Genomic DNA, 15,355 nt, shown 5'->3' with positions numbered 1-15,355 from the left:
GTGCTCTCCAGCAGCCCGACTGGCTCCGCGGCTCATCCCCCGGCCCTCACGGAGACCGCGCGGCGAAACGGGCGATCGTGATTGGGACGAACGGACCCGCGACCGACGCCGACATAGGAAAACCCATGATCCAGAGCCGCGATTGGATTGATCACGTTTCGAAGGTCACAGATGACGGGACGTTTCAGGGTGGCCCTCAGCCTCGCGAGATCAAGGTCGCGAAACGCATCCCAGTCTGTCGCGATGACGACGGCGTCGGCTTCACTGCAGGCTGCCCAAAGATCTTCGGCGAAGTCGATGCTATGGATCTGAGCCCGGGCTTTTCTCATTCCCTGCGGATCATATCCGCGCACGATGGCGCCAAGATCGACCAAGGCCTCGGCGATCGCAAGTGACGGGGAGTCTCGCACGTCGTCGGTGTTCTTCTTGAATGTGAGGCCGAGAAGGGCAATCGTCTTTCCCACAACGCTTCCCCCGCACGCTGTAACCACCTTCAAGGCCATTGTGCGTTTCCGGCGGTCATTCGCCGCGATGACGGCCTCGACGATACGCGCTTCACCGGCCAGATCCTGGGCAGTTCGGATCAGGGCAACTGTGTCTTTGGGGAAGCAGGAGCCCCCAAAGCCTGGCCCCGGTGCAAAAAAATGAGGACCGACCCGGTGGTCAAGTCCGATCCCTAACGTAAGATCCGAAACATCTGCCCCCGAGAGATCGCACAGGTCTGCCATTTCGTTTGTGAAGGCAACCTTCATTGCGAGAAAGGCGTTCGCGGCGTATTTGGTGAGTTCCGCAGTTCTACGGGAGGTGTAAATAATGGGGATGCCACGGAACTCATAAGTTGAGTAGATTTGTCGAAGAATGCTCTTGTCCCGGGAGTGCTCAAGGCCGATGATTACGCGATCCGGTTGCTGGAAATCGGAAATCGCCATCCCCTCGCGAAGGAATTCGGGATTTGAGACCACCGAGAAATCCAGCGCGGGGTTGATCTCCCGAATAGTTCGTTCGATGCGGTCGCAAGTGCCCACCGGCACGGTCGATTTTACGATCACGACAAGTCGGCTGCGGCATGCCTTTGCGATCTGCCGCGCCGCTTCCACGACGTTTGAAACATCCGCACGTCCATCAGTCTTTCTCGCCGGTGTACCCACCGCCATGAAAACGGCGTCGGCATCTTTTATTGCAACACTGAGATCGGTGCTGAAGGTGAGCCGGTGCGCCGATCTTCCTGCTTCAACCAACTGATCGAGTCCGGGCTCGAATATTGGGACTTGGCCTTCTTTAAGTGAAGCAATCCTAGCCGCGTCTTGATCGACGCAGGTGATGCAGTGACCGATTTCGGCCAGGCATGCACTTGTAACGAGGCCTACATATCCAGCACCAACAACGACGATATTCATTTGCGTCCCCCGAGGAACTGTTGCTCTCATGACAAATCAAAAGCCTGTGCCGCCGAAACGTATTTCCTTCTGTAGTGTGATGAATATAATTTTCAGATCCATCCAGACGGAAAAGTTTCGGATGTACTCCAGATCATACTGGATGCGCCCAATCGCTAAAATGGGATCGGTTGTTGGTCCGCGATACCCGTTTACCTGTGCCAGACCGGTTATGCCGGGTCGCATTTCATGTCTTAGATGATATGATCTGACGAGTTCTTCATACGCCATTCCGCCAGCAAGCATACCGATCGGGTGACATCGCGGGCCTACAAGCGACATGTCACCCTTCAATACGTTGATCAGCTGGGGCAATTCATCGATGTTGATGCGCCGGAGAATCGCTCCGGTCCGCGTGACGCGACAATCCCCCACGGCGGTCTGGTCGACGCCAACAGGATCGCATTTGTCGACATACATAGTCCGGAATTTGTAGACACGGAACGTCGACATGTTCCGGCCCCATCGCATCTGAGTGAAAATTGGAGAACCATGGCTCTCGATGCGGATAATGATCATCAGCAGGAGCAATGCTGGCGACAGCACCGTTAGCGCGACACTGGACAACGCGATATCGATCAGCCGTTTGGCCGCCAAATTCGCACGTCTTTTCCAGCTACCAACAATCTCCTGCGATCGACGTGAAGTGATCGCGACATCTGCCCCCGTGCCGGCGCCGTTGTCACCAGTTCTGTGGGCTGAGATATGGTAAGATGAAAGAGAGAGGCGATGTTGGTTTACTCTCTCCACCCATCCAGTTGCCAACGTGGTATGCAGTTTTTTCACCTACGCCACCCAAAGTATTCCCCGAAGCACTACAACCTGACCGACGGTTCCAGGAATTTTGAGATTTGCCCCCGCAGGCAAATTCCGTCCAAGTCACCAAAGCATTTTTATTCAACTGCTATCACGCGGAATTGCGCATGTGTAACGCCGAAAAATGCGTCGGCTATAGATACAACGCGGTCTTTTGTCTTTGTCCTACTTCTCTGTACGTATTCGCGACCAGCGTGTCGTTAGCCGCGCATCCTAAAACTTATCCGGGAATACATTTCTTGCAGCTGCGAGGGGGAAACAGTTCTCTACCTTGTTCAGCTATCCCCCGACGCCTTGCCATGCGCCTGCGATGCACCACATATTTGGCGCAACAGGGTACACCGAATCATGAACTGGCACGACCAGATGGGAACGCTGGAAAATAGGATGGGGCACTCGGCAGGTTGATGGATCTGGACCGCGAGCGACGTCGTTGGCCGCGCGAGGCCCCATTGCGAAATGAAATCGAACCGCCATTCGCGCCAGTACTCGAACCATTGTCATTCTCGACAAAAGAACTGGCGCCTGAGGATCAACTCCCCGCCTGGCAAGCCCATGTAGCCTCTTTAATAGACATCAAGTTGCCGGACGACACACCTCGAGAACGCGGGTTTGTCGCGCATCATACAGCATGGAAGCTTGGCCGCATGCTCGCCGTCCAGCAACTCGCACCCGCGCACAGCTACCTGCGCTCCGCAGCCAAACTTCGCTCCAGTTCGATCGACCACTGGTATGTCGCCGTGCCGCGAACCGGCCGGTCGTGGACAGAGGTCGACGGCCGCGTCGCGGAAGGCAAACCTGGCGGGGTAGAACTCAGGTCGCTCGGATACCCGTTTCGAGGAAGGACGACCGACTCCGAAACTTTCTTTCTCTATCTGCCGCGGGATCTGTTCGCTGATGCGTCAGTGAACCTCGATGCCAACAACAATTCAATTCTGTTTGGCAATATCGCCAACCTGCTTGTGGACTATCTCAACGGCATTGAAACGAGATTGCGTAGTCTCACCCCCGAAGATTTGCCGCGCATCGTCCATGCGACCCGCAGCCTGATAATTGGTTGTCTCTCGCCGCCGGGGGAGCGCGATGCAGCCGCCGAGCAATTTGCGGGCTTTGCATTGATCGAAAGGGCGCGCCGCTATATCCAGCAACACCTTGATGCCGCGGATTTGACACCGGAGTCGGTCTGTCGAGCACTTGGCGTCTCGCGCACCCGGCTCTATCAGATGTTCGAACCAAGCGGCGGCGTTCTGCACTACATCCAAAAGCGCCGGCTGTTGACGGCGCATGCCGCGCTGAGCGATCCGGCTGACAATCGGCGCATCATCGATATCGCGGAAACCGTCGGATTCAGTTCAGCAGCGAATTTTAGCCGGGCGTTCAGCAAGGAGTTTGGTTATAGTCCGCGCGAAGCACGCAACGCGATGGCATGGCCTCATTTGGCGCATACGGGTTCGTCCGCCGAACACGAGAAATCAGACACCTTCGATGGTTGGCTAAAGGCGCTTGGAAGCTAGGCGCCGAAAAACCTATTATGGGCGTCTAGCCGACATGCTACCGTGGCTTCGGTCTGCTAGATGGATCCAGGAGAGGTGGGCAGGCGGATCGAGGGAAAGGGTCTGGCCAAGAATTCAGCCCGCGAGCGCGCCCATGGCCATGCACGCACTCAATCGGGTGGCTTAGAAGAGCTCTCTGCTTTCAGATTGTACAAGGAGCTTGGCAGGAACAATGCGTGCTAGACCAAGCTAAAAATTGAGCCAGACTGGCAATGAACGTTTTGGGCTTCACTTTATTGTTTGCTCTGGCTGCGCTGCTTGGCATGTTCGTCGGCGGGGTTGGGTCGTCGGTCTGGTGGATCACCGGATCGGTTTTGATTCTGATTGCTGCGCTCGCGCAAGCTTGGCTCAGCCCGGAATTCAGCATTGTGGGAGCCGTGCTCATCGTGATCGGGTACAATAGCGGCCTAGTCCTGGCAGTCTTGGTGAGAGGAGTGCTGGCCGAAATTTTTGGACCCTTTCGTCGAAATTTGCGGCACGACCATCTAAAAGACAAATCTAGCAATGAAAAATAGGGAGTGCTGGCCCGATGAAGCCATGTTCGAGCCGCGCCTCCAAACCGGGACGTCGGAACACTGTACGCCAATAAGATGCCTTGACGCCCTGCCTGGTGCAACCCTACCGTTAGGACTTGGGAAACTAGGCTACGAAAGTAATCACAATGTCGAAACTTTACCTCTGCTTCTCAGCTGCACTGATATTCAACCCTGTCACATACGCGCACGCGCAAGCAGCTCCATCGGTGCAAACGGTGGTCGATGCCTGCAGCGGTAATGACGCCGCTTGCAGCCAGGCTGCACGCGACTACTTGGCAGCACTACGTGATGCAAATCTGCCGAGCGAGCAGTATGACCAGGGAGTTGCAGACCTGGTTGTTGCGCTCGCGACCACGGCGGCGAATGATGAGGTGTGTGACGACAGTGATAGATTGGCAGCTGCAGCTATCTCTCTCGCCAGCACATTCACGACCAACGTGGCGCAACGGGCTCAGATCGATGACATCGCGGTTGCCGTCAACAATTGTACAGAAATTGAGACGGCTGCGCTCACCAGTCCGGCAGCCGAGGCTGCCAGCCCAAATTGATCGGCAGCCTTGAAGGCAAACAGGCGGCCCAACGGCCGGCTGTTTGCTGCGGGTTCCTTCAGTAGAACGAGCCGCTCAATGCCATTTGAGCGGATTTGCGCCCGCCATTTTCACGAGACGCAAATCCGTCTGGTGCCAGTTTCGGATGAGATTCGTCCGGTTGTCGAGAATGCGGTCCCCGCTGCTCGTGCGGACGACAAGCACGGCGTGCCCCTCCCCGCGTCCCGTGCGCGCCACCGCCAGGCGAAGTGCGCTCGCGGGGACGCCGAGTTTTAGCAGACGTTGGCGCTTCGTAAGCGCGTAGTCTTCGCAATCCCCGCTGGCGGGGCTAAGCGACCAGGTATCAGCCTGGAAGTCGTTGCGGGGGCGAATAGCGCGATTGACTGACCGGTTAACCAAGTCGAGTTTGGAAAGCAGTTGCGGCGTCAGATGAACCGATGCTTTGCCGCCGCCCCGGCATTCCCTCGGTGACTTCAGGCAAAACAGTTGATATGCAAGGGGCGCTTTCCCGCGGCTGTTGAAACGGACTTCGCTCCGCTTGATCGATCTCGGCTTGTGGGTTTTCACGGAACCAGATCCGGGCTTCAGGATCCGTGCAAGCGGCGTCTGACGGTCCGAATTCGAAATTGAACTCGTGGCAAACTCGGCCGCGCTCAGCACAGTCGGAGTAATCAACGAAAACGCAATAAATGCCGTCAGCGCGTAGATTTTGACTCTCTTCATTTCCCCACTCCCTGTGCTGGTCATGGGGGAATGTATCAACGCAGCATTTCTTTTCGCTTTCGCAAATAGATCGAATTCACCTCTCTCTTGTTAGGTGTAAATTTACCAAACTTGGCCGCGATTGTCTTGTGCAAAGGCCAAAGTGGCTTGTCATCTTTTAGAAGTCGTTATGACCACGCGCTGATTATCGATGGCGGACGGCCCAAACTTCATCGTCTGGCCCTTGCCGATCGTCGTCGCCGAGGCTGCAGGAATGCCGCGCGCCGTCAGGTAGTCCGCGACTGCGGCTGCCCGGGCTTGCGAAACTCGTTCATTGGCCGATGCCGTGCCCGTATTGCTTGCATATCCGATGATCTCCAAAGCGCACGGTTCGTCGGCTAATTCCGAGATTAATTTGTCCAGGGCTGAACGCTGGGCCGTAGACAATTCCGCTGAATTGTTCTGGAAACCGGCCACATTGGCCACACGATCACAATCGGAAGCTTTGTCCTTGGAGGCAGTCGTCACACTGGGAGCAGGCTGCACTTCGCCGTCTGCTTGACCAGGTGCCATCTTCCCGGCCGGGTCGGTTGGCAGGGCCCTGCTCTCCGCCGTTTGGGAAGGCTGCGGCCATCCCTCGCCGCCAGGCATGGCACGGGCTTTGATATCGCTTCCTGGCAGCGCCACGAAGCCATGCGTTTCGGCCGCACCAACAATGGCCTCGGGCGTTGAATCAATAGCGTCGTTTTGCAGCCTTAACTCGGCCGCATCTATTTTCTTGCCGTTAACAGATATTGACCGGGCAAACAGATTTCGATCGGCTTGACTTGCACTGTCGCCGCCCCACGCATCGTTTGTGAAACTGATCTCGACCACGCCGGAGGGACTGAACACGTCATCGGGTATCTTGAACTGAAAGGTTTCAACATATTTCAGAGGATCTTTTGTTTCGAAAAGACGCCCTTCCGCGGCGGTATCGATCGAATTTTTGAGAGTGCCACTGCCCACCACGACGCCGTCAAATCTAACCTCGAAGACGGGAGCCCCCTTGTATGCCTCGCCGGCGACTTCGACAGTGACCTCGCTTTGAGCCTCCACGCCAACGGCATCGTTTACGCCAGGAAAGCAGGCCATCCAAAAAACCGCCATTAAAAGTTGTCGCATAGCCTGGGTTCCTAGCGCTGATTACTTACGTGAGAAAGCCTAGTCAGAACTTGGGTCGGTGACAAGCACGCATGCTTGCACACGCTACGCCACGGAAGGCCCCTTCGCCGTCGTGGCATGCGCCCTGCCCACATGGTCGCCGTGGACAGCGTTCGTCAGCGACGCCATCGCCGTGCCCAGGCCCTACCAGAGGAAGTGGTGCTGCACGGCCCTGAGCGGCAATTGGGGCGATGCCATGCCGGCCTCAGGATCGAGCGACCAATGCCGCCCTGCCAGTCCGCACCACGTGAAGATTTTCTTTAACCGTATTACGCGTTAACGTTCGAAATCTCCGTGGCCAATGTTGACCTTGAAGCCTGTTGGGGCAACCGTCGCGCGCCCCAATCCAATCCAATCCCGACCGGAACAACGCTATGCACCTAGAGACGAGCAGGTTTGAATTGGAGCTCAACCAAACGCTCTTTTATTTGAGAGCTGACATCGGCAAACGAAGGATCGCGATCTGCAAGGTCTGGCGCGAAGCGTGGCGGCATATGGAATGGGAATGGTACGACCGCGCTCGACGCTACGAAGAGGTGCAACGCCGCCGCGAGCGGCGCCGTTTTGCACCGAAACCGGCCGCACCCGAGGCCTCCAGAGTTGATGTTAAGCCGCATCGGCAGATCTGATGACAGACTTTATCTGTCGATGGTCGCCACGAACAATACGTTCGAATGAAATGACCGCCGGTACAACTGGCTGGCGCCCGCCTCAATCCACCCGGAGCACCAAATTTGGGTGCAACTTCTTTAGGTTCGGCAAGGATTTAGACTGCCAAGGTATATCCTTTGTCCCTCGGACCGTTAGTTGAACTGAGGGATGCTTGCGCACCTCGATTGTAAATTTTGCCAGAAGATTGATCCCGGAAGAATTTAAGAAATGAAGATCCACCAGATTGAGGGTGATGGAGGCGGGCTTCGAGGCAAGAACGCTCATTGCTAAAGCCAAAATAGGTGCATATGCCTCGGAACTGGCCAGACGAATTCTGCCATCGAAATGGATTTCGTCTCCTTCAGTCCAAACCCGGTAATCGTCGTTCTTTATTTCCATGGTTTAATCCATTTAATTGGGAGCGTGTCGAACCGGAATAGAAGCATATGTTTCCAAACAAATCCGATCGCCTTCGTCGGCCGGGCTGAATATCCAAGCTAAACGTGCATCGTAGTCGCTCATCAGCGTCAACAATCCCAGCCCCGAACTTGACGCGCCAGGGTCTGCCGCGTTCGCTTCGAGCCGTTGAATCAGGAGGTCACCTGGATCACCGGCTGTGATCCGGGCCAGTAGGCTTTGAAATCCAGAGGCGGTTTCGCCGTCGAGTGAATTCGAGACTTTCACCTTGAAACTCTCCGAATCGATCGATGCCTCGATCATGACCTCGCCCGGTGCACGGAATTTGACCGCGTTTTCGATGAGTTCGTTAACCAAATACCCGATGCTGTGCCGTACTTCTCTGTAGTCGTCGCGAGATGATCGAACACGCAGCGCGAAGAGATCCGCAATGAAGTCCGAGGTGGTGGCGCAATGATGCCAACTCACGTCAAGAGGTCCATCGAACAATCGCACGCGACTGACGTTCTCTCGCGCGCCACTAGCAATATCAGCCGTTCCGAACAGTGTCGCCACTTTCTACCTATGTCTCATGATTACGAGGGTGATGTCATCGTGGATCTTATGCGTTCCGATATGCGCCATAAGGTCGTCAATAATTCCCGATTTGATTTCTTCTGCGCTCCCACCATGATGTGTGCTCGCACTTTTACAAAGCTGATCAAAGCCAAAAAGCTTGCCGTCCTGATTTTCCGCCTCGGTGAGGCCGTCGGTGTGCAGCACGATCACGTCGCCGCTGCCAAAAGGAATGTCGCGTACATCAACGAACGGAGATATGTCGCGTTCCAAGCCGATCGGCAACCCGAGGTCGATCGTGTCGATTCGCTCGACCTCACCATTTGAACGAATAACGAGCACCTCCTCGTGCTGACCGGAGAGCGTCACGCGCTCACCTTCAAAATCTAGAAAGGCGAGAGAAAGGTGCTTATCGCTGTTGGTCCGTTCCAGGTTCTTGTAGATAGCCCTGTTCAGCCGATCCAGGAACTGACGCGGGTCCCTCTCGCTGGTCTCCTGCAGCGCCCGTGCGACGGATTGAACCATGAGCATTAGAACCCCACTTTCAAGTCCGTGGCCGGTCACATCTCCGATTCCAATCTTGACGCGCGCTCCATCTTGCAAGACGTCGTAGTAATCGCCGCCAACTTCGTCCGCTGGCCTCATAAAGGCGGCGATTTCTACTTCGGGAATTACGTCGAGCTCACCGCGCTTAGGCAACACCATCATCTGGATCTGTTTGGCGACCGCCAGCTCAGCACTAAGCCGGATATTCTCATCTCGCAATCTATTGTTCAGCGCTACAATTTCTTGATTGGCGCCCTCGAGTTCCTTGGTTCGTTCATCTACGAGATGCTCGAGGTTTTCGGTGTGAAAGCTGATCTCTTCAGCCATTCTGTTGAACGCCAGGGCTGCTTCTCCGACCTCGTCGTGGGTGGGAACACTCACCCGGACTGAGTAGTCTTGCGACTGGAGCCGCCTGGCGGCGCCGGCAAGAGCACTGAGACCGGCCGTGATACGTTTTGAAATTCCGAAGACAGCTGCAAAGACGATCAGCAGTGAGATGATGATTGCGATGATTTGTGTAATCAGTATACGGTTGGTCGCGTCGGAGATGCTCTCCTGGGCTGCAAAGAGAGATGCATAGATTTCCCGCTCCGGAACCACGAAGCCAAGCATCTGGTTTTCAGCTGTTATGGATCCGTCGCTGTTCCAGAGATTGACTGCCTCTAGTCGCCGAAGTGCGACAATGTAAGGCTCGGCTTGGCCATTCTCATCAATCAATATGTGTTTGATCACGGTCCGGTCGTCGGCGGGAAGTTCAAGCGCCGCAACGGCCGCATGCGTACTTTTTTTGAGCGAGCGGTCAAGGCCCGTAACGCCTTGACCCTCCGCACCACTCGCAATCTTGAGCCCAAGCGTTTTCTGGCCCTCGGGCTTGATCGCGAGTACGTTGCCGTTCGACATGGTAAGAAAACCGAAACCCGTCTCAGCCACCTTGATGCTTTCGACTATCTCAGCGAGCTGATCGAGCGTAACGTCGGAAGCAACCATCCCGGCGACGTCTGTGCGATCCCTGGTCCAGAGCGGATGGAAGAAGCTGACTATGAGCTTGCCGGTAATCGCATCGATATAAGGGGCTGTCGCGGTAATGCTCTCGCCTTCTACCGGGCGCGAATCCGGCTCTTTGATCCATCTCTGCCAGCTTTCGTAAACCCCTGGAAAGAAGAAATCCCAGAAATTTGCTTTATTGTGGCCTGGATAGAGCTTGTCGAAAGTCTGAGCCTGATCGGAATATGGCGTCGTGCGCATGATCGGCTGTTGCTTCGGCCCCACGTAGTAGATCTGGAGCTTCTTCGTGCCCGTCGCCATCAAGCTCGCGCTGAAAATGTCGAAAACAGCGCTGTCCTGAACATCGCGGAGAACTTCCGGCTTTGGTTGATGAGCGGGGGAAAGGAGATATCCCCACACACTCATGACAGAAGTCGATCCCGGCGGATTCTGCACCCAGTTTCCATCGCTGTGGTAACTGAGCGGCGGATTGAAATAGGGGTTCTTCGCCAGCGCCTCACCAATCTCGGCCTTTGCCTCCGGATGATCGATCAGTGTCTGCATGGTGCCTGCGAGCGCGGTTACCTCCGAATGCATGCGGTCAAAAAGGAGATCCGCGCGCAGCGCCGTCGTCTCGATATAGTTCTGGAGGTATTCCTGACTCGCGTTGGTGAGGCCCCTCTCGATCTGGGTTGTCGCGTCGCGAGAAAGTCTGTTTACATTCCACAACGCGACGCCGCCGCCAACGAGGAGGTCAAACAGCACCGCTCCTCCCACGACAATCATGAACTTCGCGCGGAAACTGTTAAGCCCAAAGACAGACCAAGCTCTGGGCTGAGTTAGTTCGGAGCTGTTCATTGCGGCTTGCGCCCCGATGCGACCCAGATTGGCCAGCCGGCATAGCCTTTCGGATGGAGCGCAGCGAAGATGTGGTCTTTGAAGCCTTGTCGGAACCGATTGATGTACTTTGCAGTATCGCCGCGCTTAACCGCCATCTCCCCTGCGTAGACGCTCTCCCACGCTGCAATCACCTCCGCGAAATCCTGGGGATCGCCGTCATGATTGGTGACCATGAAAGACTCGACACGAATGTCTTCAAACCCCGCTTCGATCAAGTATCGTCGGCTCTTCGGGCCAAGCTCGATGTCCATTTGAAAGTGCGCCCAAAGCTTGGCGACTTCGTTATAAGTCCACTGGATGCTGTCGGCGCGCGGTTCACCCAGACAGTGGGAATTCTTTTCATTGGTAATATAGACGCGTCCGCCTGGCCTGCAAATTCGAAACAGTTCGCTAAGGATCAGCTCGGGCTTGTTGAAGACCTGCAAGGAATGGCGGCACGTCACAAGGTCGAACTGATCGTCCTCAAGCAGCATTTCTGATGCGTCACCATAAGTGTACTCGATTCCTTTGATGTCGAACTCCGCCGCTACGTTTCGCGCGTACGCCAGGCTCGATCTGGAGTGGTCGAGGGCGACTATCCGCGCTGGCTGGAACTCCTTCTGCACCAGCACCGCGAAGTCACCGATTCCACAACAGACGTCCGCCATTGTGATGCCCGGTTGCATTCCGTGGCGGGGTAGGATCGTGCGCTCGTGGCGCCAGGTCATCTTCGTCTGCGTACGCAGGATCGGTATGAACCCGCCTTGTTCGAGAAAGCTTTGTCCTGGATAGAACTCGCCGTCGTATTCCTCGACGGTGATGTTCGGCTCGATTCGGTTCAAGCGCCCGAACTTCCGTGTCATCCAGCCGACAACGCTTGACGTGATGACAACGAACTTGAGGTCGGGTCGGGTGCGGCAGGCGTCAATGATGACCCGCGAAAAGACGTGAAAGGCAGTGTTGTTCATCTGCGTCAGACGTTTGATATTCACGTATAGAACGCCACGCACACGTTCGATGGAGTCCTTCAGCAGCGCCATGCTGGGCGCGAGCTCGTCGATCGACTGCGGCCGGACCACACCCGAAATGGAGTACTCCTGATTGTTCACGTCGTATTGCGCTTTGAACCGCGGCTGAAGGTCGTAAAGGTTCAATTTGGTACGTCCTCTAGCGGAAGATCCACCACCAGCGTGATCGCGACATCGTCATCGTCGCCTTTTTCGAGGCTGAGGGTTGCGTTGTAATCAATAGCCAATTCCGCGAGTACGACTTCACGACTTGGCGCAAGATCCCCCGACACTGAATTGAGGTAGCGTTCCCTGACACCCGGTTCTTCAATCTGCAACAGGGCCTGTTCATAGAAGCGTCGTTCCTCCGGTGTGCAAGGGAACGTCAATTCGACCCTATCGGTCCGGCCCTGCCGAGACACCCTGCAAGCCAGTTCGCCGCTCGGATGGCGGGTTCGAAAGGCGACCTCCAGCAATTCGTTGACGGCAGAAGAAAAAAGATTTGAATACCTGACTGAGTCAGACCTGTTATGGCTGACCACTCGCGCCAAGTAAGATGATATATAGTGGCAGTGCACCCATGATGATATAAAAGTGTCAATTTTCATATCGATCTGTATCATAGCTTCAAATGAAATGTCGCTATTTCTGGTATGAGAAACAATGTTCATTGGCTCTCCCTGCCTATATGACTACACCGAACGGCAAAACGACTGACCCACCCCTCTGATCTCGCACCGACCAAGGCTGTGATACAACTATCGCTGCGTGGTCCGTTCACGTTTTCCGCCTCGCTGGATGCAGGCTCTGGACGCTAGATCGGTCGATTTGGTTCTGCCCTGCTCCTGCTGCTATCGATGGCGACTGTCTGACGAATTCGAGCGTCGCTTCAGCTCTTAGCGGCTTCCCAAGAAAGTGGCCCTGGAGGCCATCGCAGTGTTCCCCGATCAGCCACTGTGCCTGTCCTGGCGTTTCCACTCCCTCAGCAGTTACGCTTATTCCTAAACCGTGTGCCATGCCTATGATGGATCGCACGATCGTCTGACTTTTCCGGTCCGTCTCAAGATCTCTTATGAAGTATTGATCTATCTTTAACGTGTCGAAGGGGAAATTCTTGAGATAACTCAACGAGGAGTAGTAGGTACCGAAATCATCGAGCGAGACTCGGATTCCCAAAACGTTTAGAGTGTTCAATGTGTCAAGATTGTCGATGGTCTGCTCGAGAAGGACCGTCTCGGTGATTTCAAGCTCCAGCCGATCGGCTCGGATTCCAACAGCGTCAATGATCTGAGCAACCGTGTCTGTGAGCGAACCACTGAGGAACTGCGCCGGCGACAGGTTTACTGCGACTATAAGAGAAGAAGGCCACTTCGTCGCTTGGCGGCACGCATTTTCCAGGACCCACCGCCCAATCTCGTCCATCAGACCATCGGCTTCGGCAATCGGGATGAACACGCTCGGAGGAATGATGCCAAGCTCGGGGTGAAGCCACCGCAGCAGCGCTTCGAAGCCAACCACCGACGAGGGAGGTCGAATAAGCGGTTGATATTCAACATAGAGTTCGCCCCGCTCCAGCGCCACTCGAAGATTGCGCCTTAAATTCTCGCGTTGTTCGAGCAGAAGCAGCATCGAACGGTTGAAGATTCTGGCGCAGCCGCGTCCATCTCTTTTGGCTGCGTAAAGGGCAACATCTGCCGCCTTCATCAGTTGCTCACTCTCTGTCCCGTGCTCCGGTGTGAAAGCAATTCCAATGCTCGCGCCGACGAAAACCGGAATGCCATTAATGACGAACGGCGCCTTGAGCACGTCGATCAGCGAATTGGCGAGGCGCTCGGCTTCGACTGGATGATCCTTAGCCGACTGAATAATGGCGAATTCGTCTCCAGCCAATCGATAGGCGGTTTCGTCTTCCTGAAGCGCGTTCCGAATGCGTTCCGCAGCCCGTTGAAGCAACGTGTCGCCTGCTTCATGACCGAGCGTGTCATTGACCGCTTTAAATTCATCAAGGTCGATTTGTAGAAGTGCCGCTTTTTTTCTTGACCCGTCGCCGGCCAACACTTCCTGCAAGCGTTCGCTGAACCGCCGCCGATTCTGCAGTCCGGTCAATGCGTCATACGTTGCCTGGTGGAGGAGCATCGTGTGCTCCCGTTCTTCCGCATCAGTCCGTCCCCTCTGCTCGGTTTCCTTGTACTCAATGATCCCTAGGCCATCCCCAGCGCTGAAAATGAAAGCCGTACGAGGCGCCTCGCTCGGCGGCTGCCGCAGATCGACAGTGGCCGGCGAGCCGCCGTGGAGAACGCGATCAAATTCGCCGCGAACCCTGGTATCGAGAAAATCCGGGTAGATCTCCCACACAGGGGTGCCGCTTGCTACTTGACCGCGGGAGTTTCTGAATTTGGCTGCATAGTGGGTAAGGCGGAACTGGCGGTCGTAGAAGGACACAGCGTCGGTCGTGTTCTCTAAAAAATCCGTGAGACACGCGTCGCTCGCAGAAGAAAAATTGCTTGAGGAATCCCCATTCGCTACGCCATCCAACAATCGTGATAGCCAGCTCCACAAGCGGTATGTCTCCTCACCTGTAGGGTGAAGGTAGCATAATCACGATGGCGGTTGCAAACTCTCAACTGTTCGAGGGGCAAACCAAAGACGGTCGTTTGCCGCCACCATGCTACTAGGCTGGTGCGTCGATCCTACCCCGAAACCGGAGCATCGCGAAGCAGCATGGTATCCATTTTGTAAACCGCCTCGGTCCGGTTGGTTGCGTTTAGCTTCTTCATGATCTTGCGGATGTGGACCTTCACCGTGCTTTCTCGCAGATTGAGCTCATAGGCAATGATCTTGTTCGCCTTGCCGCAACGCAGCGCCTCGGCGACTTCAATCTGACGAGCCGTGAGTATTTTCCTGATCGGCTGCGCTCCCTGAATGTTTCTGGCAAAAACACGTTGCCGCATGGAAAAGGTGCAGCTGGCGGGCACACACGCGCCGCCAGCCAATGCCAGTTCTATCGCACCCACCGCGACTCCGATACCGACCGTGGTCGGGATATAGCCGCAGGCTCCGGTTTCCAGTGCATTGGCAATCTGCGCCGGATCATTGTTATCCGCAACGATGACAAAAGGGATCGCTGCGAACTCTGACTTGAGCTGTTCGATGTCCTGGGCAACGCCGTCATCGGTGATCTTGCATCCGCCAATATTCAGCAAGATGGCGGATATGGGGCCGCGGCGGTGCTCGTACGCCCGGCGCAATTCATCGATAGTCCCGAAGACCGCTACTGCCGCACGGAAATGACTGGAGTTCACGTTTTGAACCGGGCGTTCCCGCTCACGCGCGCGGTTGTCGACAATGATGATGGAGCGTTCGCGTTCACGGTTTCCGGCGAATCCACCTGTGGCGGCAGAACTTTCCGCGATCCTGTGATTGGTGCTCATGCAAAGCGTGTTGTTTGAGGGCTTTCTGCTCTCGAAGGTTGCAGACAATACCATGATTGGCTAGCTCTCTTGACAGATAAATGAGGGCGAC

The 15,355-nt window shown here is 55.6% G+C and carries 15 protein-coding genes; 4 read left to right on the top strand and 11 right to left on the bottom strand.

Going from position 1 to position 15,355, the window contains the following annotated elements; all coding sequences use genetic code 11:
- Window positions 1-32 precede the first annotated feature (32 nt).
- Window positions 33-1,397, bottom strand: coding sequence for a UDP-glucose/GDP-mannose dehydrogenase family protein (locus ABVK50_RS30375; RefSeq protein WP_353646650.1), 1,365 nt, complete (start codon window positions 1,395-1,397; stop codon window positions 33-35).
- 36 nt (window positions 1,398-1,433) lie between these two features.
- Window positions 1,434-2,222 (bottom strand): sugar transferase, encoded by a 789-nt coding sequence (locus ABVK50_RS30370; protein WP_353646649.1) that lies wholly within the window; start codon window positions 2,220-2,222, stop codon window positions 1,434-1,436.
- 437 nt (window positions 2,223-2,659) lie between these two features.
- On the opposite strand from ABVK50_RS30370, the gene ABVK50_RS30365 reads away from it, so the two are divergent.
- From ABVK50_RS30365 to ABVK50_RS30355, 3 genes are all read left to right on the top strand, one after another.
- Window positions 2,660-3,766: a helix-turn-helix domain-containing protein gene (locus tag ABVK50_RS30365; protein ID WP_353646648.1), complete on the top strand. Its 1,107-nt coding sequence runs from the start codon at window positions 2,660-2,662 to the stop codon at window positions 3,764-3,766.
- A 251-nt stretch (window positions 3,767-4,017) separates the two neighbouring features.
- Window positions 4,018-4,320 carry a hypothetical protein gene (locus tag ABVK50_RS30360; RefSeq protein WP_353646647.1) on the top strand — a complete coding sequence of 101 codons (303 nt, stop codon included), beginning with the start codon at window positions 4,018-4,020 and terminating at the stop codon, window positions 4,318-4,320.
- A gap of 146 nt (window positions 4,321-4,466) precedes the next feature.
- Window positions 4,467-4,889 (top strand): hypothetical protein, encoded by a 423-nt coding sequence (locus ABVK50_RS30355; protein ID WP_353646646.1) that lies wholly within the window; start codon window positions 4,467-4,469, stop codon window positions 4,887-4,889.
- A gap of 75 nt (window positions 4,890-4,964) precedes the next feature.
- Here the strand turns inward: ABVK50_RS30355 and ABVK50_RS30350 are convergent, their stop codons facing one another.
- Together ABVK50_RS30350 and ABVK50_RS30345 are read right to left on the bottom strand one after the other, a co-directional pair.
- Complete coding sequence (locus ABVK50_RS30350) at window positions 4,965-5,612, bottom strand: transglutaminase-like cysteine peptidase (protein WP_353646645.1); 648 nt, start codon at window positions 5,610-5,612, stop codon at window positions 4,965-4,967.
- A 150-nt stretch (window positions 5,613-5,762) separates the two neighbouring features.
- On the bottom strand, window positions 5,763-6,755 hold the full coding sequence (locus ABVK50_RS30345; protein ID WP_353646644.1) for an OmpA family protein: 993 nt from the start codon (window positions 6,753-6,755) through the stop codon (window positions 5,763-5,765).
- Window positions 6,756-7,168: 413 nt separating this feature from the next.
- On the opposite strand from ABVK50_RS30345, the gene ABVK50_RS30340 reads away from it, so the two are divergent.
- Window positions 7,169-7,423 (top strand): hypothetical protein, encoded by a 255-nt coding sequence (locus ABVK50_RS30340; RefSeq protein WP_353646643.1) that lies wholly within the window; start codon window positions 7,169-7,171, stop codon window positions 7,421-7,423.
- A gap of 82 nt (window positions 7,424-7,505) precedes the next feature.
- Here the strand turns inward: ABVK50_RS30340 and ABVK50_RS30335 are convergent, their stop codons facing one another.
- From ABVK50_RS30335 to ABVK50_RS30305, 7 genes are all read right to left on the bottom strand, one after another.
- Complete coding sequence (locus ABVK50_RS30335; RefSeq protein WP_353646642.1) at window positions 7,506-7,844, bottom strand: hypothetical protein; 339 nt, start codon at window positions 7,842-7,844, stop codon at window positions 7,506-7,508.
- Window positions 7,845-7,856: 12 nt separating this feature from the next.
- Window positions 7,857-8,417 carry an ATP-binding protein gene (locus ABVK50_RS30330; RefSeq protein WP_353646641.1) on the bottom strand — a complete coding sequence of 187 codons (561 nt, stop codon included), beginning with the start codon at window positions 8,415-8,417 and terminating at the stop codon, window positions 7,857-7,859.
- A 3-nt stretch (window positions 8,418-8,420) separates the two neighbouring features.
- Window positions 8,421-10,805 carry a SpoIIE family protein phosphatase gene (locus tag ABVK50_RS30325; protein ID WP_353646640.1) on the bottom strand — a complete coding sequence of 795 codons (2,385 nt, stop codon included), beginning with the start codon at window positions 10,803-10,805 and terminating at the stop codon, window positions 8,421-8,423.
- Window positions 10,802-11,980 (bottom strand): methyltransferase domain-containing protein, encoded by a 1,179-nt coding sequence (locus ABVK50_RS30320; RefSeq protein ID WP_353646639.1) that lies wholly within the window; start codon window positions 11,978-11,980, stop codon window positions 10,802-10,804. The genes ABVK50_RS30325 and ABVK50_RS30320 overlap by 4 nt, the downstream gene beginning before the upstream one ends.
- Window positions 11,977-12,504 carry a ubiquinone biosynthesis methyltransferase UbiE gene (locus ABVK50_RS30315; protein WP_353646638.1) on the bottom strand — a complete coding sequence of 176 codons (528 nt, stop codon included), beginning with the start codon at window positions 12,502-12,504 and terminating at the stop codon, window positions 11,977-11,979. Before ABVK50_RS30315 ends, ABVK50_RS30320 begins: the two co-directional genes overlap by 4 nt.
- A gap of 106 nt (window positions 12,505-12,610) precedes the next feature.
- Entirely contained in the window at window positions 12,611-14,392 is a 1,782-nt protein-coding gene (locus ABVK50_RS30310; protein WP_353646637.1) for an EAL domain-containing protein, read from the bottom strand.
- A gap of 131 nt (window positions 14,393-14,523) precedes the next feature.
- On the bottom strand, window positions 14,524-15,318 hold the full coding sequence (locus ABVK50_RS30305) for a response regulator transcription factor (RefSeq protein ID WP_353647079.1): 795 nt from the start codon (window positions 15,316-15,318) through the stop codon (window positions 14,524-14,526).
- Between the last annotated feature and the right edge of the window lie 37 nt (window positions 15,319-15,355).

This window comes from Mesorhizobium sp. WSM2240 (assembly GCF_040438645.1).
Classification (GTDB): Bacteria; Pseudomonadota; Alphaproteobacteria; order Rhizobiales; family Rhizobiaceae; genus Allomesorhizobium.
Note: the sequence above shows the minus strand (reverse complement) of the source record. Positions and strands in the feature narration are given on the sequence as shown.